Source organism: Dactylosporangium sp. NPDC000521 (assembly GCF_042898305.1).
In the GTDB taxonomy this organism is placed as follows: domain Bacteria; phylum Actinomycetota; class Actinomycetes; order Mycobacteriales; family Micromonosporaceae; genus Dactylosporangium.
This window is the reverse complement of record NZ_JBIAYW010000005.1, coordinates 396,021-417,194: the sequence shown is the minus strand read 5'-3', so window position 1 is coordinate 417,194 and position 21,174 is coordinate 396,021. Positions and strand designations below refer to the sequence as shown.

General features: G+C 73.4%; 21 protein-coding genes and 1 pseudogene. 11 read left to right on the top strand and 11 right to left on the bottom strand.

Annotated elements, in window-relative coordinates:
* Positions 1 to 23: 23 nt before the first annotated feature.
* Positions 24 to 758, top strand: coding sequence for an aminoglycoside adenylyltransferase domain-containing protein (locus tag ACFY3L_RS19950; protein ID WP_389325666.1), 735 nt, complete (start codon positions 24 to 26; stop codon positions 756 to 758).
* Between the two features lie 3 nt (positions 759 to 761).
* Here the strand turns inward: ACFY3L_RS19950 and ACFY3L_RS19945 are convergent, their stop codons facing one another.
* Positions 762 to 1,784 (bottom strand): hypothetical protein, encoded by a 1,023-nt coding sequence (locus tag ACFY3L_RS19945; RefSeq protein ID WP_389325663.1) that lies wholly within the window; start codon positions 1,782 to 1,784, stop codon positions 762 to 764.
* A 42-nt stretch (positions 1,785 to 1,826) separates the two neighbouring features.
* On the bottom strand, positions 1,827 to 2,387 hold the full coding sequence (locus tag ACFY3L_RS19940) for a hypothetical protein (RefSeq protein ID WP_389325660.1): 561 nt from the start codon (positions 2,385 to 2,387) through the stop codon (positions 1,827 to 1,829).
* 156 nt (positions 2,388 to 2,543) lie between these two features.
* Between ACFY3L_RS19940 and ACFY3L_RS19935 the strand changes: the two genes are divergently transcribed.
* Positions 2,544 to 3,827, top strand: coding sequence for a sensor histidine kinase (locus ACFY3L_RS19935; RefSeq protein WP_389325657.1), 1,284 nt, complete (start codon positions 2,544 to 2,546; stop codon positions 3,825 to 3,827).
* Complete coding sequence (locus ACFY3L_RS19930; protein WP_389325654.1) at positions 3,824 to 4,483, top strand: response regulator; 660 nt, start codon at positions 3,824 to 3,826, stop codon at positions 4,481 to 4,483. Before ACFY3L_RS19935 ends, ACFY3L_RS19930 begins: the two co-directional genes overlap by 4 nt.
* Before the next feature lie 181 nt (positions 4,484 to 4,664).
* Here the strand turns inward: ACFY3L_RS19930 and ACFY3L_RS19925 are convergent, their stop codons facing one another.
* Positions 4,665 to 7,316, bottom strand: a complete 2,652-nt coding sequence (locus tag ACFY3L_RS19925) for a fibronectin type III domain-containing protein (protein ID WP_389325651.1) — start codon at positions 7,314 to 7,316, stop codon at positions 4,665 to 4,667.
* A gap of 22 nt (positions 7,317 to 7,338) precedes the next feature.
* Positions 7,339 to 8,685, bottom strand: a complete 1,347-nt coding sequence (locus tag ACFY3L_RS19920; RefSeq protein WP_389325648.1) for a DUF4832 domain-containing protein — start codon at positions 8,683 to 8,685, stop codon at positions 7,339 to 7,341.
* A 338-nt stretch (positions 8,686 to 9,023) separates the two neighbouring features.
* Between ACFY3L_RS19920 and ACFY3L_RS19915 the strand changes: the two genes are divergently transcribed.
* Complete coding sequence (locus ACFY3L_RS19915; protein WP_389325645.1) at positions 9,024 to 10,103, top strand: ricin-type beta-trefoil lectin domain protein; 1,080 nt, start codon at positions 9,024 to 9,026, stop codon at positions 10,101 to 10,103.
* 58 nt (positions 10,104 to 10,161) lie between these two features.
* On the top strand, positions 10,162 to 10,440 hold the full coding sequence (locus ACFY3L_RS19910; protein WP_389325642.1) for a hypothetical protein: 279 nt from the start codon (positions 10,162 to 10,164) through the stop codon (positions 10,438 to 10,440).
* 57 nt (positions 10,441 to 10,497) lie between these two features.
* Here the strand turns inward: ACFY3L_RS19910 and ACFY3L_RS19905 are convergent, their stop codons facing one another.
* Positions 10,498 to 12,216 carry a cation:proton antiporter gene (locus ACFY3L_RS19905; protein ID WP_389325639.1) on the bottom strand — a complete coding sequence of 573 codons (1,719 nt, stop codon included), beginning with the start codon at positions 12,214 to 12,216 and terminating at the stop codon, positions 10,498 to 10,500.
* A 40-nt stretch (positions 12,217 to 12,256) separates the two neighbouring features.
* On the opposite strand from ACFY3L_RS19905, the gene ACFY3L_RS19900 reads away from it, so the two are divergent.
* A complete protein-coding gene (locus ACFY3L_RS19900; protein ID WP_389325636.1) occupies positions 12,257 to 12,706 on the top strand; it encodes a pyridoxamine 5'-phosphate oxidase family protein in 450 nt (149 codons plus the stop codon).
* A gap of 92 nt (positions 12,707 to 12,798) precedes the next feature.
* Positions 12,799 to 13,038, top strand: coding sequence for a hypothetical protein (locus tag ACFY3L_RS19895; RefSeq protein WP_389325633.1), 240 nt, complete (start codon positions 12,799 to 12,801; stop codon positions 13,036 to 13,038).
* A gap of 55 nt (positions 13,039 to 13,093) precedes the next feature.
* On the opposite strand, the gene ACFY3L_RS19890 is transcribed toward ACFY3L_RS19895, so the two are convergent.
* Entirely contained in the window at positions 13,094 to 13,741 is a 648-nt protein-coding gene (locus ACFY3L_RS19890) for an HNH endonuclease family protein (RefSeq protein ID WP_389325630.1), read from the bottom strand.
* A 246-nt stretch (positions 13,742 to 13,987) separates the two neighbouring features.
* Here ACFY3L_RS19890 and ACFY3L_RS19885 point away from each other — a divergent pair, with 246 nt between their 5' ends.
* The 3 genes from ACFY3L_RS19885 to ACFY3L_RS19875 all read left to right on the top strand — a co-directional run bounded on the left by ACFY3L_RS19885 (position 13,988) and on the right by ACFY3L_RS19875 (position 16,405).
* On the top strand, positions 13,988 to 14,509 hold the full coding sequence (locus tag ACFY3L_RS19885) for an RICIN domain-containing protein (protein ID WP_389325627.1): 522 nt from the start codon (positions 13,988 to 13,990) through the stop codon (positions 14,507 to 14,509).
* A gap of 139 nt (positions 14,510 to 14,648) precedes the next feature.
* Positions 14,649 to 14,960 (top strand): hypothetical protein, encoded by a 312-nt coding sequence (locus ACFY3L_RS19880; protein WP_389325624.1) that lies wholly within the window; start codon positions 14,649 to 14,651, stop codon positions 14,958 to 14,960.
* Positions 14,961 to 15,175: 215 nt separating this feature from the next.
* Positions 15,176 to 16,405 carry an acyltransferase family protein gene (locus ACFY3L_RS19875; RefSeq protein WP_389325621.1) on the top strand — a complete coding sequence of 410 codons (1,230 nt, stop codon included), beginning with the start codon at positions 15,176 to 15,178 and terminating at the stop codon, positions 16,403 to 16,405.
* A 22-nt stretch (positions 16,406 to 16,427) separates the two neighbouring features.
* On the opposite strand, the gene ACFY3L_RS19870 is transcribed toward ACFY3L_RS19875, so the two are convergent.
* Together ACFY3L_RS19870 and ACFY3L_RS19865 are read right to left on the bottom strand one after the other, a co-directional pair.
* Positions 16,428 to 17,645, bottom strand: coding sequence for an MFS transporter (locus ACFY3L_RS19870; RefSeq protein ID WP_389325618.1), 1,218 nt, complete (start codon positions 17,643 to 17,645; stop codon positions 16,428 to 16,430).
* Complete coding sequence (locus tag ACFY3L_RS19865; RefSeq protein ID WP_389325615.1) at positions 17,642 to 18,388, bottom strand: sulfite exporter TauE/SafE family protein; 747 nt, start codon at positions 18,386 to 18,388, stop codon at positions 17,642 to 17,644. Before ACFY3L_RS19865 ends, ACFY3L_RS19870 begins: the two co-directional genes overlap by 4 nt.
* Before the next feature lie 132 nt (positions 18,389 to 18,520).
* Between ACFY3L_RS19865 and ACFY3L_RS19860 the strand changes: the two are divergent.
* Positions 18,521 to 18,733 (top strand): annotated as a pseudogene (locus ACFY3L_RS19860) (MmgE/PrpD family protein); the annotation flags it as partial.
* On the opposite strand, the gene ACFY3L_RS19855 reads toward ACFY3L_RS19860, so the two are convergent.
* Genes ACFY3L_RS19855 through ACFY3L_RS19845 form a run of 3 tightly spaced genes read right to left on the bottom strand, consistent with a single transcriptional unit; the run spans position 18,733 to position 21,115 of the window.
* Positions 18,733 to 19,239, bottom strand: a complete 507-nt coding sequence (locus ACFY3L_RS19855; protein ID WP_389325612.1) for a hypothetical protein — start codon at positions 19,237 to 19,239, stop codon at positions 18,733 to 18,735. The pseudogene ACFY3L_RS19860 and the gene ACFY3L_RS19855 overlap by 1 nt on opposite strands.
* An 8-nt stretch (positions 19,240 to 19,247) precedes the next feature.
* Complete coding sequence (locus tag ACFY3L_RS19850) at positions 19,248 to 19,607, bottom strand: DeoR family transcriptional regulator (protein ID WP_389325609.1); 360 nt, start codon at positions 19,605 to 19,607, stop codon at positions 19,248 to 19,250.
* A gap of 14 nt (positions 19,608 to 19,621) precedes the next feature.
* Positions 19,622 to 21,115, bottom strand: coding sequence for a glycoside hydrolase family 36 protein (locus ACFY3L_RS19845; protein WP_389325606.1), 1,494 nt, complete (start codon positions 21,113 to 21,115; stop codon positions 19,622 to 19,624).
* Positions 21,116 to 21,174 lie beyond the last annotated feature (59 nt).

Below are 21,174 nucleotides of genomic sequence, written 5' to 3'. Positions count from 1 at the left end.
TGGGCGGGGGCTATCGTCACGTGATGATCGGGGATGCGCAGGACGCAGCTGGGGTGGTTGCCCGGGCCATCTGTGATGCGGTCGGGGAATCCGTGCGGTCGGTGATGCTGCACGGTTCCCTTGCGGCCGGCGGGTTCCAGCCGGGGCGCAGCGACATCGACCTGCTCGTGGTCGTCGAGGACCAGCTCACCGAGGCGGAGGCGGACGCTGTCGTGCGGGTGGTCGGTCGCGCCGGGCTGAGCGGCGCCGGCGGGATCGACCTGCACATGGTGACGGCCGCGGTGGCCGCGGCGCCGGGGCGGGAGCCCGCATTGGAGCTGCACGTCGGACGGTATGGCCAGGAGGCGCTCGAGGTCGAACGTCGCGTCGCCGCATACCCGGACCTGCTCGCCGAGCTTTCCATGGCGCGGGCCGGCGGGCGGGCGCTCGCCGGTGCCGCGCCGCACGATGCGCTCGCACCGGTGCCGGCCGAATGGGTCGTCGATCGTGGCCGGCACTGGTTGGTGGCGTGGCAGTCACTCACCGGCGACACCGCGCACGCCGCGTTCATGGTGCTCACCGCGTGCCGGATCTGGCACTTCGCGGTGGAGCGGGCGCACTGCTCCAAGGCGCAGGCGGCGCGGTGGGCGCTCGACCGGAGGCCGCGGCTCACCGCCGTACATCAGGCGCTCCGGCAACACGAGCAGGGAACGGCGACCGTGATCGACGAGGCCGCCATCGCGGAAATGCTCGGGCTCGTGCTGCGGGAGACGGGGTGAGGGTCAGTTCCAGTTCGAGGCGGCGGACGTCGTCAGGTGGCAGTCTTCGCAGATGTACAGGCTGCGGAAGCCGTCGCCGTCGCCGCGGATGTGGTTGGTCACCGTGGCGACGTGGAACATGAGCCGGTGGCAGGAGCGGCACGACGGGTTCGAGTAGACGCCGATGGGTGGGCCGCCGACCGTGCCGAACACGTCAGGTGTCGACATGATGTGCGAGTTGCAGTAGAGCAGGGTGTCGTCGTACGGGCGCAGCACGACCATGGCGCGGCCGTCCCCCTCGTCGTTGACGCGCTCGTCCTCGTCGTCCGGCGCGCCTTCGGCCTCCACGGACTCGCCGTGCCAGCGGCCGTCCTCACCGACCGCGCCGGTGACGCCCCAGCCGAGGTTCGTCTCGACCAGGTGCAGGAGGTCGGCCGGCCACGCCGGCACGCCGGGAAGGGCGGCGGCGCGCAGGGACAGGAAGTGCCAGCTGACCGGGGTGGTCTCCGGGTCGCGGACGACCCGGTCCAGCGGCAGGCCGACCGGGTGCTCCGCGGCGAGCAGCCCGGCCAGGTCGGCCACCGGCCGGCGCTCCACGGCCAGCCGGTGCGACGAGAACCGCTGCCGCAGCGGGCCGGACGGCGGGGTCCAGAACCCGATGTCCTCCAGCTCGCTCGCGTCGCCCTGGCCGCGCGCGAGATCGGCCGCCGCGGTGAGTGCCGGTTCGGTGCCGATGGCCGCGAGCGCATCCAGGCGCAGCCTCGGGCGGGCGATCAGGTGCTCGACGCAGTTGTCCGGGGCTCCGCGAAACAGCACGGACATCGTGTCGAACGTGACCGAGAACCCGCCGAGCAGTTCCAGAATGACTCGCTCCTGGTGCGGGCGGAACCACTCCGGATGTGCGCCCGCCACATAGGCGAAGTGGTCACAGAGGGTGTTGCGGAGCTGCTCGTCGGTGGCGGCCGGAACGAGCAGCTCGACCAGCGCCGCGACGTCGCCCGGGCTCTCGACCGGGAATACCGGGCGACGGTAGGTCTTGAACGGCATGCCGCGGACCGTACAGCGCGCTACGTGCAATCCACGTGCAACTCAGGCCGCGGGCCGGGAGGCCGGGCCGCGGGCCAGGAGGACCCCCACGACGGCGAAGATCGCGCCGGCCACGAGGCTGCCGCCGGCCTGGGACAGGATGATCGAGGTGAGCCACACCAGGCCGACGCCGACGGCGAGGGTGCGGGGCAGGGTCCGGGCGCGCCAGGTGGCGACCGCGAGCAGCACCGATCCCGCCAGCCAGGCCAGGTTCGCGGGGGCGGCCACGACCGGGAACCAGGAGTAGTCCTCGCCGTGCAGGTTCGTCGAGGTCATGCCGGCGGCCAGGATCGCGGCGCCGGCGACGGCGAGCCAGCCGCCGACGAGGCCGAGCCGGCTCGATGTCCGGCCGAGGCGCAGGTACGCCGGCAGCCACAGCACCAGCGAGACCGCGACGAGTGTGAGGACGACGTGCTCGGACAGGCCGACCTTCGGGTTGCCGTCGTCGACGCGGACGACCTGGATGGCGCCGGCGACGGCGGACGTGATCCCACCGAGGACGGCGGCGTAGCCGGCGAGGCGGGCGGATGAGGTATCGGTGGAGACTGTGGTTGTCGTTGTCATGGCGCAGACGGTACGGACGGCGCGGGCCCCGGCACGTCCGCCGCGAGGTGCCGACCCGCCCGGTCCGGCGTCGCGACCCGGGTACGACTGAAGGCTGACGCGCGTGCGACCGAGGGATGACGCGGGCACACCTCGGCTGGGCCTAGGCTCGTCGGTGTGGACGCGCTCACCACACTCGCGCGGGTGCCCCGCCGGCCGACGCGCGCCGACGTCACCCTCACCGCCGTGCTGCTCGCATGGGCGTTGCTGGAGGCGGCGACCGCGGCCGGGCCGGGCTCGTGGTGGCAGCGGGCGCTCTTCGCCGCCGGGGTGACGCTGCCGCTGCTCGTGCGCCGCCGCGCGCCGACCGCGGTCGTGGTGGCGCTCGTCGCGGTGCTGATGGTGCGGGTGTTCGCGGTGCCGGGGGCGGAGGAGAGCACGTTCCCGTTCCCGAGCATGCTCGTCGCGGTGTTCTCCGCGGCCCTGCACGCGCGCCGGCCGGTCGTCGCCGTCGCGGGCGGGGTCGTCACGCTCGCGGCGATGCTGTCGCTGGACCCGCTCGGCTACTACACGACCGACACCCCGGGCCAGCTGTTCATCCTCGGGTTCTTCATCGCCGGCGCGTGGACCGGCGGCTGGCTCGTCCGCCTCCGGGCCGCCCAGGCCGCCACCGCGCGCCGGGAGGCCAGGGCCAGGGCAGAGGACGCCGAAACCGCCCGCCGCGAAGCCAAGGCCCGGGCCGAGGACGCCGAAACCGCCCGCAGGGAAGCGGAAGCGCGTGCCGCGGACGCGGCGGCCGCCCGGAGGGAAGCCGGCAGCCGAGCCGCCGAGGCCGTCGCCGCCGAGCGGGAGCGGATCGCCCGCGAGCTGCACGACGTCGTCGCCCACTCCCTCTCGATCGTGGCGGTGCAGGCGGGCGCCGCCGAGGAGCTCATGGCCATCGACCCCGACCTGGCGCGCCGCCATGTGGCCGCCGCCCGCAGGACCGCCCGGGAGGCGCTGACGGAGATGCGACATGTCCTTGACGTCCAGCGTGACGATGCCGCCGGTGCCGCGTCTGTACTGGCACCGCAGCCGACCCTCGAGCGGGTCGCCGACCTGGTGGACGAGGTCCGCGCCGCCGGCCTGCCGGTCACGCTGACGGTCGGCGGCGAGCGCGGCGACGTCGCGCCGGGCCTCGACCTGGCCGGTTACCGGATCGTGCAGGAGGCGCTCACCAACGTCCGGCGGCACGCCGGGCCCGCCGCCACCACCGTCCACATCGGATACACCGCCCGCTGGATCGACGTGGCGGTCCGCAACGCCGCCCCGGCGCCGGGTCACCGCCAGGGTCCGCCGGGCAGCGGCAGGGGGCTGATCGGCATGCGGGAGCGCGCCCGGCTGTACGGGGGGACGGTCATCGCCGGGCCCGACGGCGAAGGGTTCGCGGTCGAGGCACGGCTGCCGAGGGGGTCGGCATGATCACGGTGCTCGTCGCGGACGACCACGCCCTGATCCGGTCCGGGCTGTCGGCGATGCTCGGCGCGCAGCCGGACCTGACCGTCGTCGGTGAGGCGGCCGACGGCGCGGAGGCGGTCCGGCTCGCCGGTTCCCTCGCCCCCGACGTGGTCATGATGGACATCCGCATGCCGGTGATGGACGGCATCGAGGCGACCCGCCGCATCCGCCACCGGCAGGACGGCCCGCGGGTGCTGGTGCTCACCACGTTCGACCTCGACGGCTACGTCTACGAGGCACTGCGCGCCGGGGCGGCCGGCTTCCTGCTCAAGGACGCGCCGCCGGGCCAGCTCGCGGAGGCGGTCCGGACCGTCGCGGCCGGTGACGCGCTGCTCGCCCCGGCCGTCACCCGGCGGCTCATCGACCGGTTCCTGCGCGTCCCGCCGGTCGACACGGCCGCCGCCCTCGCCGCCGACCGGCTCACCGACCGGGAGCTGGAGGTGCTGCAGCTGGTCGCCCGCGGCCTGAGCAACGCCGAGATCGCCGCCGCGCTGCACCTGTCGGAGGCGACCGTCAAGACGCACGTGAGCCGGGTGCTGACGAAGCTCGACCTGCGGGACCGCGTGCAGGCGGTCGTCCACGCCTACGAGCACGGCCTCGTCACCCCGGGCAGCCCCTGACCGCCGCGACCGGACCGTCCGGCGACCCGGCGGGTACGTCGGATGGGCACGGACTCTGGCGGGCCGGCTCGGTCCAACGACTCCCGCTGCGCCGGCCCGGTCCCGGTCACAGCGGTCTACGGGGTGAAGACGACGAAGTAGGGCCCGGCCGGGGCACGGCGCCCCGGCCGGGCGGACCGCGTCAGACGAAGCTGATGCTGTCGATGGTGATGGTGGAGCTGCCGCCGTACCAGAAGCCCATCGTCAGCTGCGACGGCGAGTTCCGGCTGATCCCGTTGGCGGCCAGGGGGATCCGGATGTCCTGATAGGACGTGGTGACGACGGGGTGGGCGCCGCCGTCGAGGGTGTAGTCGGCGAACACCTTCGTGGTGCCGCCGAGGCCCAGGTTGAAGTGGGTCTGCTCGCCACCGGCCGCGCCCTTGACCCGGATCACCAGGTAGGTGCGGCTGCTGAGGTCGACGCCGACGTCGGAGCCGAACCAGCCGCAGTTGTTGTACCGCAGGCTCAGCGCCCCGCCGGCGACGACGCCGGAGCCGCCGCCGTCGAGGAAGCAGTTGCCGCCGGTCCACCTGCCCAGGTCGTTCTGCGCCGCCGACGGGTACGCCGGGCTGCCGTCGAAGTCGTCCAGCAGCAGGCCGGCCGGGACTCCGGCGGTCGTCACCGTCACCGCGCCGGAGGCCGGCGAACGGTTGCCGGCCGCGTCGCGGGCCTTCACGGTGTAGGTGTACACAGTGGACGGGGCCAGGCCGGTGTCGGTGAACGAGGTGCCGGCAGGTGTCCCGACCAGGGTGGACCCCTGGAACACCTCGTACCCGGTGACGCCGACGTTGTCGGTCGACGGCGACCAGGACAGCGAGACGCTGGTGCCTGCGGCGGATGCGGTCAGGCCCGACGGAGCGGTCGGAGCGGTGCAGTCCCCCGCGCAGCCGGTCGTCGTCGCGCTGACGGCGGCGGACGGGCCGGAGACGTTGCCGGCGGCGTCCACGGCACGCACCGTGTACTGGTACGTCTGCCCGGACGGGCGGCCGGTGTCGGTGAACGTCGTCCCCGTCGCGGTGCCGATCTGGGTGCCGTCGCGGAGCACCTGGTAGCCGGTGACGCCCACGTTGTCCGTCGACGGCGACCAGGACAGCGCCACGCTCGACGACGTCACGCCCGTGACCGCGAGCCCACCCGGTACGGACGGCGCGGCACAGTCACCGGTGCAGGTGCCGGTCGTCGAGACGGCGCCGAGGTCGACCCAGCCGTCGGTGCCCTGGTTGGCGTTGGCGAAGGACAGCGGCAGCGCCGGCCGCCACTGGTCGATGACCCAGTCGGTGAGGCGGCTGGCGGCGGGGCGGGCCCGCAGCACGGCCGGCGTGACCGTCTCCAGTGGATTGCGGACCTTCAGCACCAGGCTGTACGACCCGGCGGGCACCCCGGCGGTGCTGAGGGTGGTGGAGAAGTTCACCGGCCGGCCGTAGTCGAGGTAGCCGGCGCCGGCGTTCCAGTCCGGGAACGCCCGGATCTTCAGCGGCTGCACCTGCCGCAGGTCCCAGCTCGTGTCCCAGGTCTTCACGACGGTGCCGGCGGCGTCGCGCAGCCCGATGACGGTGGTCCACGGGTAGTAGAACGGTGCGACACCGGTGTTCTGCATCGTGACGCCGACCTTGACCGTGCCGGCCGCGGTGGCGTTGAAGTTCGCCTGCGGGATGTGCAGGTTGTAGCCCATCTTGCGGACACCCGCGGCGACCTTCGGGTCGCTGGTGCTGTACCCGCCGGCGCCGGTCTGGTTGATCATCCAGGTGATGTGGGTCAGCTCGGTCGCGGCGAGGACGTCGTCGACCTGGTTCGACCCGTTGGGCCAGTCGGTGTAGAGGCTGCCCTGGATCTCGGGCCGGGCCTCGCCGCCGATCGACTGGGTGGTCCACCGGTTCTCGGTGCCGGTGTTGAGCTGCAGCTGCAGGAACGCGTCGTCCCAGCCGTTCATCGACATCGGCAGGGTCATGCCCTTGAGCTGCCCGCCACGCCACTCCTTGTACGGCCACGAGTCGTCGTGGAAGCCGATGTTCGCCGTCTCCGTGCCGGCGAGGGGGTAGCGGACCTCCAGCTGGATGTTGCTGAACGCCGCGTCGTACGCGCCGATGATGGTGCGGATCGTGGCGTCGGTCGGCATCAGGTCGGGGTAGCCGTCGGCGGCGTCCCGGTCGTAGGGCCAGGTGTGCCACTCGCCCCACAGCCCGACGAGGCCGAGCGACATGAACCCGATGCGCGGGTCGGCGGTGCCGCCCGGCCCGGCCCGGTCGTAGCGCTGGGCGAACGCGTTGATGAAGCTGGTGAGCGCGGCGATGACGTCGGGGTCGTCGTAGTCGGGGCTGACAGTGCCCCAGAAGCCGTTGGTGCGCAGGGCCATCTTGCCGTTCAGGCACGGCGGGATGCCGTTGCCCGGGTGGGTGCCGCTGCCGCCGGGGTATTCGAGGTAGAACCGGAACGCGACCTGCCGCCCCCAGACGGCGGCCTCGTCGAGGGCCTTCTCGAACACGCTCCAGTCGAACACCGCGCAGCTGGCCGGGTCCTTCATGACCTCGTTGAGGGCGAAGTAGCTCCAGACGAGACCACCGGGGTACTTCGTGGACAGGTTGTCGCCGGGGAACAGGTAGGGGGCGAAGCCTTTCAGCGGCTGCCCGAGCGGAGCGTCGGCGTAGGCGTACGTGTGGGTGGCGAGGCTGGTGTCGGGTCCGGGCCCGGCGGCGGGCCGGGGCGGTGGCCCCGCCGGGGCCGCGGTCGCGGCGGAAGCGGGTAGCAGGGACAGGACCAGGGTCGCCGCGGCGGCCAGGATGCGCAGGGATCGCATGGGCGGTGCTCCCTTTCAGCGGTCAGACGGTGCCGAGCGTGAGCCAGCCGGTGCTGGTGTTCTGGGCGGTGTTGGCGAACCGCAGCGGGATCCCGTTGCGGAGCGGGTTGTCCACGCGCATGACGACGGTGTGGCGGCCGGGGCGCAGGCCGCGGGTGTCGATGCGCGCGGACAGCGTCGTAGCACCCTGACCCGGCTGGATGCCGGCCATGCTCCAGCCGGTGTGCCAGCGCCGTTCGACGCGACCGCGACTGTCCACAATGGCCAGCTTGGCCCGCCAGTCGGCGTAGAACGGCGCGACACCGCGGTTCTCGACGCGGACGGTGACGCGGTCACGGGCCAGCGCCGCCTCGGTGACGGTCAGCTCGTAGCCGAGGGACCTCGCGCCGGCCAGGGCTCGCTGGTACTTGTCGCCGGTGAACCCGCCGCCGGTGAACGCGGCGTGGTTGATCAGCCACGAGGCATGGGTCTGCGCGACGGACTCGGCGTAGTCCTCGTGCTGCGGGCAGGAGACCGGCTCGTCCCACAGGCAGGACTGGATCTCCGGGCGCAGCTCGCCGCCGACGGGCTGGGTGCGCCACTTGTCGGTGACGCCGTTGTCGATGAGGCGCTGCACGAAGTGCCACGACGTGGGCGGCAGCGTCTCGAACGCGAACGAGTCGTCGTGGTAGCCGATGTTCAGCGGCTTGTTCTCCGGGCTGGGGTAGCGGGCCAGGAGGTGCGTCTCGTCGAACGCCGCCTCGTACCGGCCGAGGATGCGGGTCAGCACGTCGGTGCCCGGCATCCAGTTGTCGGGCTGGGTCCAGCCGTCGTAGGGCCAGGTGTGCCATTCGCCCCAGAAGCCGATGAGGCCCAGGGTGATGTACCCGATGCGGGGATCGCCGTCATACCGGCGGCCGAGCGCGGTGATGAAGTTCTCCAGCGCAGTGACGAGCCGCGGGTCGCTGTAGTCGGGCGCGACGCTGACGCCGTTGTTGCCGAAGTCGGGGTACGGGCGGGTGACGAGGCCGGCGTCCAGCAGGTACTGCGGGATGCCGGTCGGCTTGCCCGGGTAGTCGAGGTAGAACCGGAACACGGCCTGGTGACCGCGCCCGGCGACGGCGTCGAGCTGCCGCTCGAAGGCGTCCCAGCGGAACTGCTTCGGTCCGGTCATGACGTCGCGCAGCGGCAGGTAGAACCACTCCATGCTGTGCGGGAACGTCTCGTAGTCGCCGGCGAACGGCATGAAGCCCTTGAGCGGGTTGTCGGCGGGCGCGGCCGTGTAGGCGAGGGGCTTCCACTGCGGTGTGCCGGGGTGGGCCGCGGCGGGGGTGGCCGCCGCCGCGATCGTGAGGGCGGTGAGCAGGGCGACGGTGAAGCTTCGTCTCATGGGTTTCCTCGGCTCGGAGGGGGTGTCGGGGCCGGCCTTGCGGGCGCGCGTGCGCACGGCGTCACCGCCGCGGCCCGGGCGGTGGGGCGGCGGCAGGACACCGGCAATACGCAGAGGTGTAGGCGAACTTCCGAAGGACTACATCATTATTCGCGGACATGCCGACTGGCAAGAGGCCATTTGCACCCGTCGGTGCGACCGGCCGGCGGCCGGCCCCGGCGACGCGGCGACTCCGATGCCGAGCGGCGGCCGGGCCGGGAGCATCGTATTGACAGAAATCTGTTAGTCAGGTTACCTGTCCGGTGTCCCCGCCCGCCCGACGACGTCTGGAGCCCGCCATGCGCAGACCGATCCTGGCGCTCGCGTCCGTCGCACTGTCCGTGGTCGCGACCGCCGCCTACGCCCTCACCACCCAGTCCGCGGCGCTCGCCGCCGGACCCACCGCCGCCCAGCTGCTCGCCAAGACCTCCACCTGCAACCAGGTCTCCAACGGCCGGTACGCCACCGACGACGGCGCCGCGGAGACCGTCGCGATCTGCAAGAACGGCTCGGCGTACTTCTGGACCGCCGACATGGACATCGACTGCGACGGCATCTCCACCGCCCGCTGCAACGCCTCGACCGACCCGTGGTACCAGGCGCAGACCTCGTTCACCACGTCGACCGGCGCGTACTTCACCTCGGACGTGACCCGCTACTTCGTCGTGCCGCTGCCCAGCAGCCGCTTCACGTACTCCGCCAACGGCATCCGCGCCGGCAGCGTCGCCGCGGTCGTCTACAACGGCAAGGTCGCCTACGCCGTCTTCGCCGACGAGGGCCCCAGCAACATCATCGGCGAGGGCTCCTACGCCCTGGCGGTCGCGCTCGGCATCGACCCGAACCCCGCCAGCGGCGGCACCGCCGGACCGGTCACGTACATCGTCTTCCCCAGCAGCGTGCCGAGCCCCGTGGAGAGCAACGCCGCCATCGACAGCACCGGCGCCGCGGCCGCCACCGCCTGGGTCGGGAGCACCACCACGCCGCCCACCACCACGCCGCCGGGCTCCGTCGGCCCGATCCACGGCTACGGCGGCAAGTGCGTCGACGTCGCCGGCGCGAACAGCGCCAACGGCACCGCGGTCCAGCTGTACGACTGCAACGGCACCGCCGCCCAGAGCTGGGCCCGCCTGTCGGACGGCACCGTGCGCGCCCTCGGCAAGTGCATGGACGTGACCGCCGCCGGCACCGCCAACGGCACCAAGGTCCAGCTGTACGACTGCAACGGCACCGCGGCGCAGCGCTGGACCCGCACCGGGTCGACCCTGGTCAACGCCGGCTCCGGCAAGTGCCTCGACGCGGCCGGCTCCAGCTCCGCCAACGGCACCCGCCTGCAGATCTGGACCTGCACCGGCGCGGCCAACCAGGTCTGGACCTACTGAACCCGCACCGTCACACGGCCGGAGGGCGGCGCGCCGCCGGCCGTGTGATGATGCGGCGGTGCAGCCGCCACCACCGCCACGACCGTCCAGGGTCTTCCGCGCCAACGACATCGCCACCGGCCGCGCCGTCCTGGACGGCTACCCCTTCCGGTACATCGTCATCGGCCCCTCCATGTCGCTCTCGACCGCGCTCGGCGCCGCCGTCAACCCCGGCGCCGGCCAGAACGCCATGCTCGACGAGGTCCTGACCGCCGTGGAGTACCTGGAGACCCGCGGCTGGGAGCTGGTCAGCATGGACCAGGGCTTCGTCGCCTGCCTCCGCCGCGTCGCCCGCTGAGCCCGCGGGGGCGCAGGCCCGGGCCGCCCCGTGCGTCCGGGGCGGCCCGTCATGGCTTCAGTGCACCTCGGCGGGGTCCAGGTTGGTGACCGCGGTGTCGAGCATGTGCTGGACGTGCTGGAGGGCGCGGGAGGTGTACGTGCCGGACTCGCGCGCGTCCAGCAGCGCGGCCTGCGCCGACTCGAGCAGCAGCCGGTGCAGCTCACGACGCTGATGCGCGAGGTCGCTCTCCGCGGGGTCGTGGGGCTGGGTGAGGGCCTGGCCGATCGCGGCGTTCTCCCGGCGGGCCGCCTCCAGCGCCTCCACGTCGAACGGCGCGCCGCTGGCCTGCCGCAGGTCGGGGTTGTCCAGCACGTCCTCGCCCTCGGCGGTGATCTCGCCGATCAGCCGGGCCAGCTCACGCCGGTCGGCCTCGGCGTCCGTGCCGGCGATGCGCAGCCGCTTGATGAGCACCGGCAGCGTCGCGCCCTGCCCGAGCAGCGTCACGATCGCGACGGTGAACGCGATGAGGATCAGCTGCGAGCGGTGCGGGACGCTCTGCGGCAGCGACTGCGCCGCCGCGAGCGTGACGACGCCCCGCATCCCGGCCCAGGCCAGCGCCGCGCCGCCGCGCCAGCCGAGGCCCTCCGTGGTCAGGTAGGCGTCGTCCGCCTGCCGGCGGCGCACCAGCGACGCGACCCACCCGGCCCGCGCCGCCGACTTCGGCGACTCGTGCTCCCGCTCGGTCAGCCTCGTCAGGATGCCCTGCAGGCGGTCCTTGCGGGCCCAGGCGCGGCGCTGGTCGTGGCGCAGCATCGCGGTCAGCGGCGCGACGAACATGACCCGCAGCAGCACCAGCAGGGCGGTCACGGCCAGACCGATGCCGACGGTCACGAGGACGTCGTCCTCGCCGTGGTGCACGTCGCCGACGACGGTGACGATCTGGTACCCCATGAGCAGGAACACGCCGTTGTCCAGCAGCAGCTGGATGGTGCGCCAGTTGGTGCGCTCGCTGATGCGGTCCTGCGCGGTGAAGTGCCGCGCGCTCTGGTGCCCGGTCACCAGCCCGGCGACGACGACGGCGAGGACGCCCGACGCGTGGATCTCCTCCGCGGGCACGAACGCGAGGAACGGCACGATGAACGAGATCGCCGTGGTCAGCACCGGCTCGTTGAGCTTCGCCCGGAGCCACACCGTGAGCAGGCCCGCGACGAGCCCGATGACGAGCCCGCCGGCGACGGCGAACGCGAAGTCGCCGAGCACGTCCCACGCCGACACGACGCCGGCCGTCGCGGCGACCGCGGACCGCAGCAGGACCAGGGCGGTGGCGTCGTTGATGAGCCCTTCGCCCTCCAGCACGATCACGAGCCGCGGTGGCAGGCCCAGCCGCTTGCCGATCGAGATCGCCGCGACCGCGTCCGGCGGGCTCACGACCGCGCCGAGCGCGATCGCGGCGGCCAGGCTGAGGTCGGGGATGAGCGCGTGCAGCAGGAGCCCGACGGCGAGCGCGGAGATGACGACGAGCAGCACCGACAGCCCGCCGATCGCCTTCACGTTGCGCCGGAAGTCGGTGGCGTGCACGTTGACCGCCGCCGAGTACAGGATCGGTGGCAGGACCACGGTCAGGATCAGGTGCGGGTCGACGTTGACGTTCGGCACGAACGGCAGGTAACTGACCCCGATACCGACGACGACGAGCGCGATGGGCACGGCCACGCCGACGCGTGGCGCCACTTTCGCGACCGAGACGATGGCGAGAACCGCCGCTATGGCAAGAAGCCCGTGCTGGAGGTGCATGCCACAGTGTTTCATGAGCCCTGCTGGCATCATGAAACCCATGACCACTTGGCAGGACGTCGAGCGGGCCGAGCCGGAGTTCGCCCACCGCGTGCGGGTACTTTTCGACGCGCACAGGCACAAGACGATCGCCACGCTCCGCGCCGACGGCTCCCCCAGGATCTCCGGCATCGAGGCGCAGTTCACCGACGGCGACCTGGCATTCGGCTCGATGCCCGGCGCCCGCAAGGGCGCCGACCTGCGCCGCGACCCGCGCTTCGCCCTGCACAGCGCCACCGTCGACCCCGTCGACGGCGCGGAGGCCGACTGGCCCGGCGAGGCGAAGATCTCCGGCCGCGTCACCGCCGTCACCTCGGACGAATCGGGCAGCGACCGCTTCGTCGCCGACATCGCCGAGGTCGTCCACACCCATCTCGACCCGGAGGCCACCCTGCTCGTCGTCGAGTGGTGGACCCCGGCCCACGGCCTGCGCCGCGTCGAGCGCAAGTAGCCGGGCGGGCGGCACCCGAGGTTCATGGCCCGGGGCTACCATGGCGGTCCTTCGGGCGCGTGGTCCCGGACACCTGCAGAGAGGGAACTGCCATGGGCGAATCTGTCGAGACCCGGGGCGACCAGCGCGACGAGCTGCTCGCCGTCGACACGAACCAGGACGGGGTCGCGGACGTGCTCGCCATCGACACCGACGGCAACGGCAAGGCCGACCTGTTCCAGCTCGACAGTGACGGGGACGGGCAGGTCAACGTCACCATGGTCGACCTCGACGAGGACGGCGTGATGGACGTGAAGGTCGACGGCGACGGCGGGCACCCCCTCGCCGGCTGACCGCGCCCGGCGAGAGCTGTACGCCGGGGCGCGCGAACGCCCCGGCGCACGCGGGTCAGGACGAGCAGGTGTTGAGCATCGTCTGCAGCGCCGACTTCTCCGACGACTGGAGCTTCAGCGCCCAGTAGTGCTTCACCGCGATCCACATCTTCGCGTACGTGCAGCGGTACGACGACAGCGACGGCTGCCACGTCGACGGGTCCTGGTCGCCCTTGGACTGGTTCACGTTGTCGGTGACGGCGATCAGCTGCGGGCGGGTGAGGTCGTTGGCGAAGCTCTGCCGCTTCGCGGTCGTCCAGGAGCTCGCGCCGGAGCGCCACGCCTCCGCCAGGGGCACGACGTGGTCGATGTCGACGTCGGCGGCGGCGGTCCAGGTCGCGCCGTCGTACGGGGAGTACCAGCGGCCCGAGGTCGCCGCGCACGAGCTGTCGGTGACGACGGACGTGCCGTCGCGCTTGAGGACGGTCTCGCGGGTGTTGCACGCACCGCTGATGGTGATCCAGTGCGGGAACAGGTCGCGGGAGTACCCGCTGCTGGAGCCCTCGGCGGCGACGGTCAGCGCGGTGAGCCAGCTCTGCGCCGTCGCCTTGGACGGGATCCCTGACGGGGCCGCGTGCGACGGGGCGCCCAGGACGAGTGCGGCGAGCACCCCGGTCAGCAGCGCAGTCAGCAGCGCGGCGATCAAACGGGACGGTCGGGTCATTCCAGCTCCGATCAGACGGTAAGGCGGCGTGGCTTCGCCGCCGCCAATATCGACGATCACCAGTGTCTGGTGCGACGGCCGTCGCGTGAACATCCCGTGGCCGTCCTACGACGGACGGATGGTCGTTCGCTCCTGAACGACCCCGCCCGTTTCAGTGGCGGTTTCAGCGCCGTTTCAGCGCCGGGCGGCACGGTTCCCGGTGTGCGCCGCCAACCCGGGCGGCGCCACGACCGACAGGAACCGATCATGATCACGTTTGCCCGCCGCATGCTGCTCGCACTGGTCCTCGGCGCCGGCCTGGCCGCCGCGCCGGTCGCGGCCGCCCACGCCGACACCGCCCCGGTCTGGAGCTCCTGGGACGTGGCGCACAGCGGTCAGTGCATGGACGTCCCCGACTGGGGCACGAGCAACAAGCTGCAGCTGCAACAGTCCCCGTGCAACGGCTCCACCGCGCAGCTGTTCGACCTGGAGCCGGTCGGCACCGAGGGCTTCTACCTGATCCGCAACTACAACAGCGGCAAGTGCCTGGACGTCCGCGACCGCAGCAAGTCCAACAACGCGGTGGTCCAGCAGTACACCTGCCACGGCGACCTCAACCAGCAGTGGTTCAAGATCGACATCCTCACCGTGCCGGGCTACTTCCACTTCGTGAACCACAACAGCTGGAAGTGCCTGACGGTCAAGGACGGCAGCATCCTGGCCCTGGCCAAGCTCGTCCAGTACGACTGCAACCCCGGCGGCGTCACCACCCACCAGGCCTGGCGCTGACCTCCGGACCGCTCCGACCGCACGCCGGCCCCTCCCCGAGGGCCGGCGTGCCCGCGCCCGTGCGGCACCCTGGCAGAAGTCGCCGCTTGCCACCGTCTCCGGCTGTGACCCTGCGGCACGTCGGCTACTGGGACGGCCGGTGCCGCACCACCTGACCGGCTGCCGGCACAGCGACCGGACCGCCGTGTGGGACCTGCCGCACTCCGCCGACGTGTACGTCGACGGCATCCCGCCGGACGGGGTCGCGACCCTGGCCCGGATCCGGGCCCTGCTCGGCACCGCCTGGCCCTTCTCTGACCTGCGCCGCCTCCTCACCACCCAGCCGTTCCTGGCCGCGCCCGGCGGGAGCCCGGCGCGCCTGCACCGCACCCTCACGCAGACGGCGACGCTGCGCCCGTACCTGTTCTACGACTCGCCGGAAGGCCTGCACCCGGTCTGGCCCGGGCCCTGAGACACCGGAGCACGACGCGGCCGCCGACCCGGTCAGGGCGGCGGCCGCGCCGACCGCGCTCCCGGCCCGCACGACGCGAACCTGTTCGACCTGGACGCGAAGTACGCGGACGTCGTCGCCCTGGCGTCCGCGCTGCGCGCGTTCGCAGGATGAGGTTCGATGTGAGCCGTTCCGGATCGCCATTGGGGATGCGCACCGTTCGTTAGACAACTGGGGTGGATCGAAACAGCCGCCTGCCGTCGCTCACCGGACTGCGCTGGGTTGCCGCGTTCATCGTCTTCGGTCAGCACCTCCTCGAGCAGTACTACAACCCGCAGCTCGTCGCGCCGAAGCCCGTCCGCTCGGCGGTCTGGGCCCTCCTCGCCCACGGCGGCGGGCTCGGCGTGTCGTTCTTCTTCGTGCTGTCCGGTTTCGTGCTCGCCTGGTCGTTTCATCCCGGCATGTCGGTGCCGGCGTTCTGGTGGCGCCGGTTCAGCAAGATCTACCCTGCGGCGCTCGTCACCACCGTGGCGGCGATCTTCATCATCGGCGGCGCCGGCCCGCTGCAGCTGGCCACCCACCTGACCCTCACGCAGAGCTGGCTGCCGCGCCGTGACGTGTACGCCGGGCTCAACATCGTCAGCTGGTCGCTGTCCTGCGAGGTGTTCTTCTACCTGTGCTTCCCGCTCCTGCTCGCCGGCCTGCGGCGCCTGGGGCCGGCCGGGCTGTGGGCGATCGCGGTCATGATGGTCGAGTGCGTCGCCGCCCTCTCCACGAACCTCGTCCACGCCTCGCGCGAGACCGCGGCCTGGGTCGGCTACGTCCTGCCCCCGGTCCGCATGGCCGAGTTCACCCTCGGCGTCACGGTCGCGCTGCTGGTCCGCTCCGGCGCGTGGCGCGGCCCCGGCCTGCGCTGGTCCCTGGCGATGGTGCCCCCGGCGATGGCCGCCGGCCTGTTCGTGCCCTACCCCGTCTACGAGCACACCCTGACCCTCGTCCCCGTCACCTGCGTCGTGGCCGCCGCCGCCCGCGCCGACCTGCTCGGGCGCCGCACCCTCTGGTCGCGCCCCGTCATGGTGTACCTGGGGGAGCTGTCCTTCGCGTTCTACCTGGTGCACTTCCTGATGATCGTCGTCTTCGAGCGCACCGGTCTCCTCCCGCACCGGGCCGGCCCGGCGCAGGCCCTGGTCGCGACGGTGTCCGTGCTGTGGTTCAGCCTGATCGCCGCCATGCTGCTCTACCACGGCGTCGAACTGCCCTTCCTCCGCATGATGCGGCGCACCGCCGCCGCTCCCGCCCGTGGCCGCCACCGCCTCGCCCTGACGTCCGCGCCCGCCGTTCCCAGGCCACGCCGGGAGCTGCCGGTGCATTCGGTGCCGGCGCATTCGGTGCCGGCCCCGCGGTCCCCCGCCAGGCCGCGGTCCCCCGCCGCCAAGCCGCGGTCGCGCGCGCGGCACGCGCTGTAGCCGCCGGTCCGGTGCGCAGGGGTCAGGGCCGGTCGGACGCTGCTGTCGACGGGTGGAGCGCGCGGAGGCCGCAGACCGCGAGCGCGGCCGTCGTGAGGGCCGCGGCGAGCGCGACCAGCAGGCCGCCGTGGGCGCCCGAGCCGTCGATCGCCGCGCCGGCCGCGGTCGCCGCGAGGGCCGAGCCGGCGGCGCTCGCCGAGCCGAGCCAGGCGAACGCCTCCGTCAGCACGCCGCGGGCGACGACGGCGTCGGCGAGCACCGAGCCGAGGACGATGACGACCGGCACCGCTGCCGCGGTCAGTACCACTCCCGCGGCGACCCCCGCGATGCCGCCGGCCGCCAGTGGCAGGGCGCCGAGTCCCAGCGCCGCCCCCGCCAGGGCCAGCTGGGTGCGCGGCCGCACGGGCCAGGGGCGCAGGCCGTACAGGAGGACGGCGACGAGACCGGTGCCGTTCGACGCGGCGAAGAGCACGGCCGCCAGCTCCGGCGTGCCGCGCTCGACGGCGAACGCGGTCACGGCGATCGACATCGTGCCGAAGAAGCCGCCGATCGCCGTGTTCACGCCGACGAGCAGCAGGAACCCCGGCCGCAGCAGCGCCCGGCGGTGGTGTGGCCGGCGGCCGTCGTGCGCCACGACCGGCGGCGCGGTCCGCCGCTGCAGCGCGAGCAGCGACCCGCCGGCGACCACCAGCGCGGCGGCGGTCAGCGCGCCGAGGACGGGCCGGCCCGCCGCGGCGATCGCGCTCACCAGCGCCGGCCCGACGAAGTACGCGGCGCTGTTGCTGAGCGACTCCAGCGCGTACGCCGACGGCAGCGCGGCCCGCCGCTCACCGCCCAGCAGCGCCGACCACCGGGCCAGGACGGCCGCGCTCAGCTGCGGCAGGCTCGCCCCGACCAGCGCGCCGGCGGCGGCGAGCAGCCAGCCCGGCGCGTGCCCGGCGGCGCCCGCCACGAGCGCACCGACCGCCAGGGCGTGCACGACGACCCCCGGCAGGAGCACTCTCGCCTGCCCGAACCGGTCGATCAGCCGGCCCACCTGCGGCCCCGCCACGGCGTCCGCGACGGCGAACGCCCCCGTGACCAGGCCGGCGGTCGCGTAGGACCCGGTCGCGTCCCGGACCAGCCACACGATGCTGAGGCTCGTCATCGCGATCCCGACCCGGCCGCCGGCCGCCGGCACGAAGAACGCGGCCGCGCCGGGCGTCCGCAGCAGCGCCCGGTAGCTCGCGGCGGCGGTCATCGGTACGCCTGCCAGCCCAGGTGGACGGCGAGGCCGAGGCCCAGGGTGGCGATGACGCCACGAAGCGCGGCCGGCGGGCTGCGGCGGATGACGACCGGGCCGAGGCGGCCGCCGATGAACAGGCCCACGCCGAGCGGCAGCACCGCGAGCCAGTGCACCGGCCCGAAGAGCGCGAACGCGGACGCGGCGACCGCGTTGGCCGCGCCCAGCAGGACGTTCTTCGCAGCACTCCCCTGCGCGAACGTCGCCGGGGTCAGCGCCAGCAGCAGCGCGAGCAGCACGATGCCGGCGGCCGCGCCGAAGTAGCCGCCGTACACGCCGACCAGGGCGACCCCGCCCGCCAGGAACCACCCGTGGTGCCGGTGCGGCTCGGCGTCGGCCGGTCGGCGCGGCAGCAGGATCGCCAGGGACGCGCCCGCGATCAGCCACGGCACCACCACCTCGAACGTCTCCGCGGGCACGAGGAGCAGCAGCGCGCTGCCCGTGACCCCACCGGCGACCGCCGCGACGGCGAGCCACCGCAGCCGCGCGGCCTGCCCGGCGAGCTCCGGCCGCGACCCGGTGATCGACCCGGCGCTGCTGAAGACGAGCGAGACGCTGTTGGTGACGTTCGCCGTGACGGGTGGCAGCCCCATCGCCAGCAGCACCGGGTAGCTGATCAGCGACGCCAGCCCGGCGACGCTGCCCACCAGCCCGGCGCCGACCCCGGCGAGGGGCAGCAGCGCGTACATCCACCACGACACGCACCGGAGTCTTCCCCGGCGGCCCGTCGGCGCCTCCGGCAGGCCGCCCGCACCGGAGATCCGTCACACCGGGCGTACACGGACGGCCGCCGCGACGGCGCGCTCCTCGCCGGCCTCGGCACCCGCTGGGAGCTGCTGCGCGCCGCGTTCAAGCCCTATCCGTCCAACCACTTCACCCACCCGGGCATCGACTGCGCCCTCGCCCTGCGCGCCGCCGGCCTCGACCCGTCGGCCGTGGACTGGATCGAGCTCGGGGTGGCGGCGCCGACCCTTCGCACCATCGCCGAACCCGCCGCCGAGAAGGTCCGGCCGCGCAGCAGTTACCACGGGAAGTTCTCCAGCCCCTACACGGTCGCGACGGCCCTGCTCGGCGGCGGCGGGCTCGGCGTCGGCCTGGACGACTTCACCGGCCCCTCGACCCCGCCCGCCTCGCCCTGGCCACCAAGGTCCGCTGCGTCGCCGACGACCGCGCCACGAGGATCTTCCCGCACACCTTCGCCGCCGTCCTGCGGGTCGGCGCCGGGCACGAGCACCGCGTCGACGCCTCCCTCGGCAGCGCCGAGGCGCCGCTCCCCCCGCCGCCCCTGGCCCGCGAGTTTCAGCTCAACGCCGCCCGCGCCCTGCCCCCGGCCGCCGCCGAGGCGCTGGCCGCCCGCACGACCGCGCTCGCGTCGCTGTCCACTGTGGACGACCTGCTCGGCCCCTTGGAGGATCGCCTCGAACTCGTACTGACAGCCGTCGGTCCAGCCGGGCCGGTCCAGGTCGTGCGCCCGGGACCGGCGCAGCCGCACCCCGGACACCCGGTGGCGCCGCCACGGGACGGCGCGGGTCTGCGACGCGGCCGGCCGCACCGGCCGGGTCAGCCGCGGCGGAGGCGGGCGCAGGCGTCGAGGGCCTGGTGCAGGGCGTGCTCGGCGGTGGTGAGGTCGTGGCGGTCGAGGGCGTGGCGGACCCGGGTCAGGCACGCGGCGAGCAGGCGGGCCTCGCCGCGGGGTGCCTGGGGGCGGGTGGCGCCGCCCCGGATCCGGGCCAGGGCGCCCGTGGTGGCCAGCCGCGCCAGGTCGCGTTGCGTGGTGGCCAGGGAGGCGCCGGTGGCGTTGCGGACGTCGGCGATCGTCACGTACTCGCTCTGGGCCAGCAGCTCGATGATGCGTTGGTGGCGGACGGCCGGCAGCAAGGGTTCCGTGACGGGCTCCGTTTTGGGCTCCGTTTCGGGCATCGGGCGGCACCGCCTCAGGAGATGGGGTAGAGCTGGCCGTCGGTGGCGACGGCCGGGGCGAAGTCGACCTCGCGGCCGTCGAGGGTGTAGCGGTAGCGGCCGAGCCGGCGGATGACCGGCTTCGCGTCGAGGTACTCGCGCAGGTCCTCGAGCTCGGCCGGCGTGAGCCAGCTCGGCGGGTCGGAGACGGCCCGGAAGCCGCAGACGTCGGCGAGGTCGCGCAGCCAGCGGGTCTGCTGGGTGGTGAGCAGGTTGAGCTTGCTGCGGAAGTAGATGACGTCGGGGTCGACCTCGACGAGCGGGGACTGCCAGAGCCGGTGCACGCTGTTGACGACGGCGTTGCGGGCGGTGGCGTCGGAGGGGTCGACGGAGGCGTAGTTGTCCCACATGGGCGCGACGTCGGGGCCGCTGCGCAGGCCGTCGAGGATGCCGAGCGACGGCAGCAGGATCGCGCCGGACCCGAGCAGGTAGACGTCGTCGCCGGCGGCCTCCCGGATGACCCGCAGCCCCTCCCGGTAGAGCCGGTCGCGGTCACGGCCCGGGAGCGGTGCGGCGCCGGCGTTGATGAAGTCGAGCTTGAGGTAGCGGTACCCCCAGTCGTGCACGACCGTCCGGATCAGCGCGGCGACATGCGCGAGGGCGTCCTCACGGGCGAGGTCGAGGGCGTAGTAGGGGCCGCCCCAGTTGTACCCGGCGACGACCGGCTGCCCGGACTCGTCGCGCAGCAGCAGCTCGGGCCGGGTCTCGACGAGGCGCGAGTGCGGCAGCGCGATGAACGGGGCGAGCCACAGCCCCGGCGTGAACCCGGCGTCGGCGATGCGGTCGGCGACCGCCCGCATGCCGCTGGGGAACTTCGCGTTGGGCTGCCAGTCGCCGACCAGCTCCTCCCAGCCGTCGTCGATCTGCACGACGTCGAAGGGCAGCCCGGCCAGGTCCGCGATGTCCTTGGTGAGCTGGGCCTCGGTGACGTTCTCGTAGTAGGCGTACCAGCTGCACCACACGTTGCCGGCGCGGCGCGTGCCGGCGCCGAACCGCGACGCGAGCGCCGCCGCGTAGGCGGCGAACACGTCCTCTTCGGGGCCGTAGGCGAGGAACCAGTCGGCGCCGGAGGCGGCGTACCAGCCGGTGAGGGTGTCGTGGTCGGCGGTGAGCCGCGGCGTGTCGAGGCCGAGGGCACCGAGCAGCAGGGTGCCGCCGTCGGGGCCCTGCAACGCGGCGACGGCCGAGGAGTGGTGCCGCGCCGGGTCGTCGAACGTGGGGTCGTCGGCGGTGACGAGCCGGGTCGGGTTCGGCACCCGCAGCGGGGGCTCGCTCAGCCGCCGCCAGCCGCACGGGCTCCACGAGTTCTGCCCGTGCCGGTAGAACGACGCGTCGCCGAGGCCGTGCAGGATCGCCACCCGGCCGGGGGGCAGCAGGACGCCGCCGGGGGCAGTGCCGATGTCGACGGCCGGTGCGGCGGAGTGCTGGACGGCGAAGTGGTGTCCGCCGACCTCGACGAGCTGTGCCATGGTTCTCCTCATCAGGTTGTGTGGCGGCGGGACGCGGGCCGAGCGCCCCGCCGCTTGGT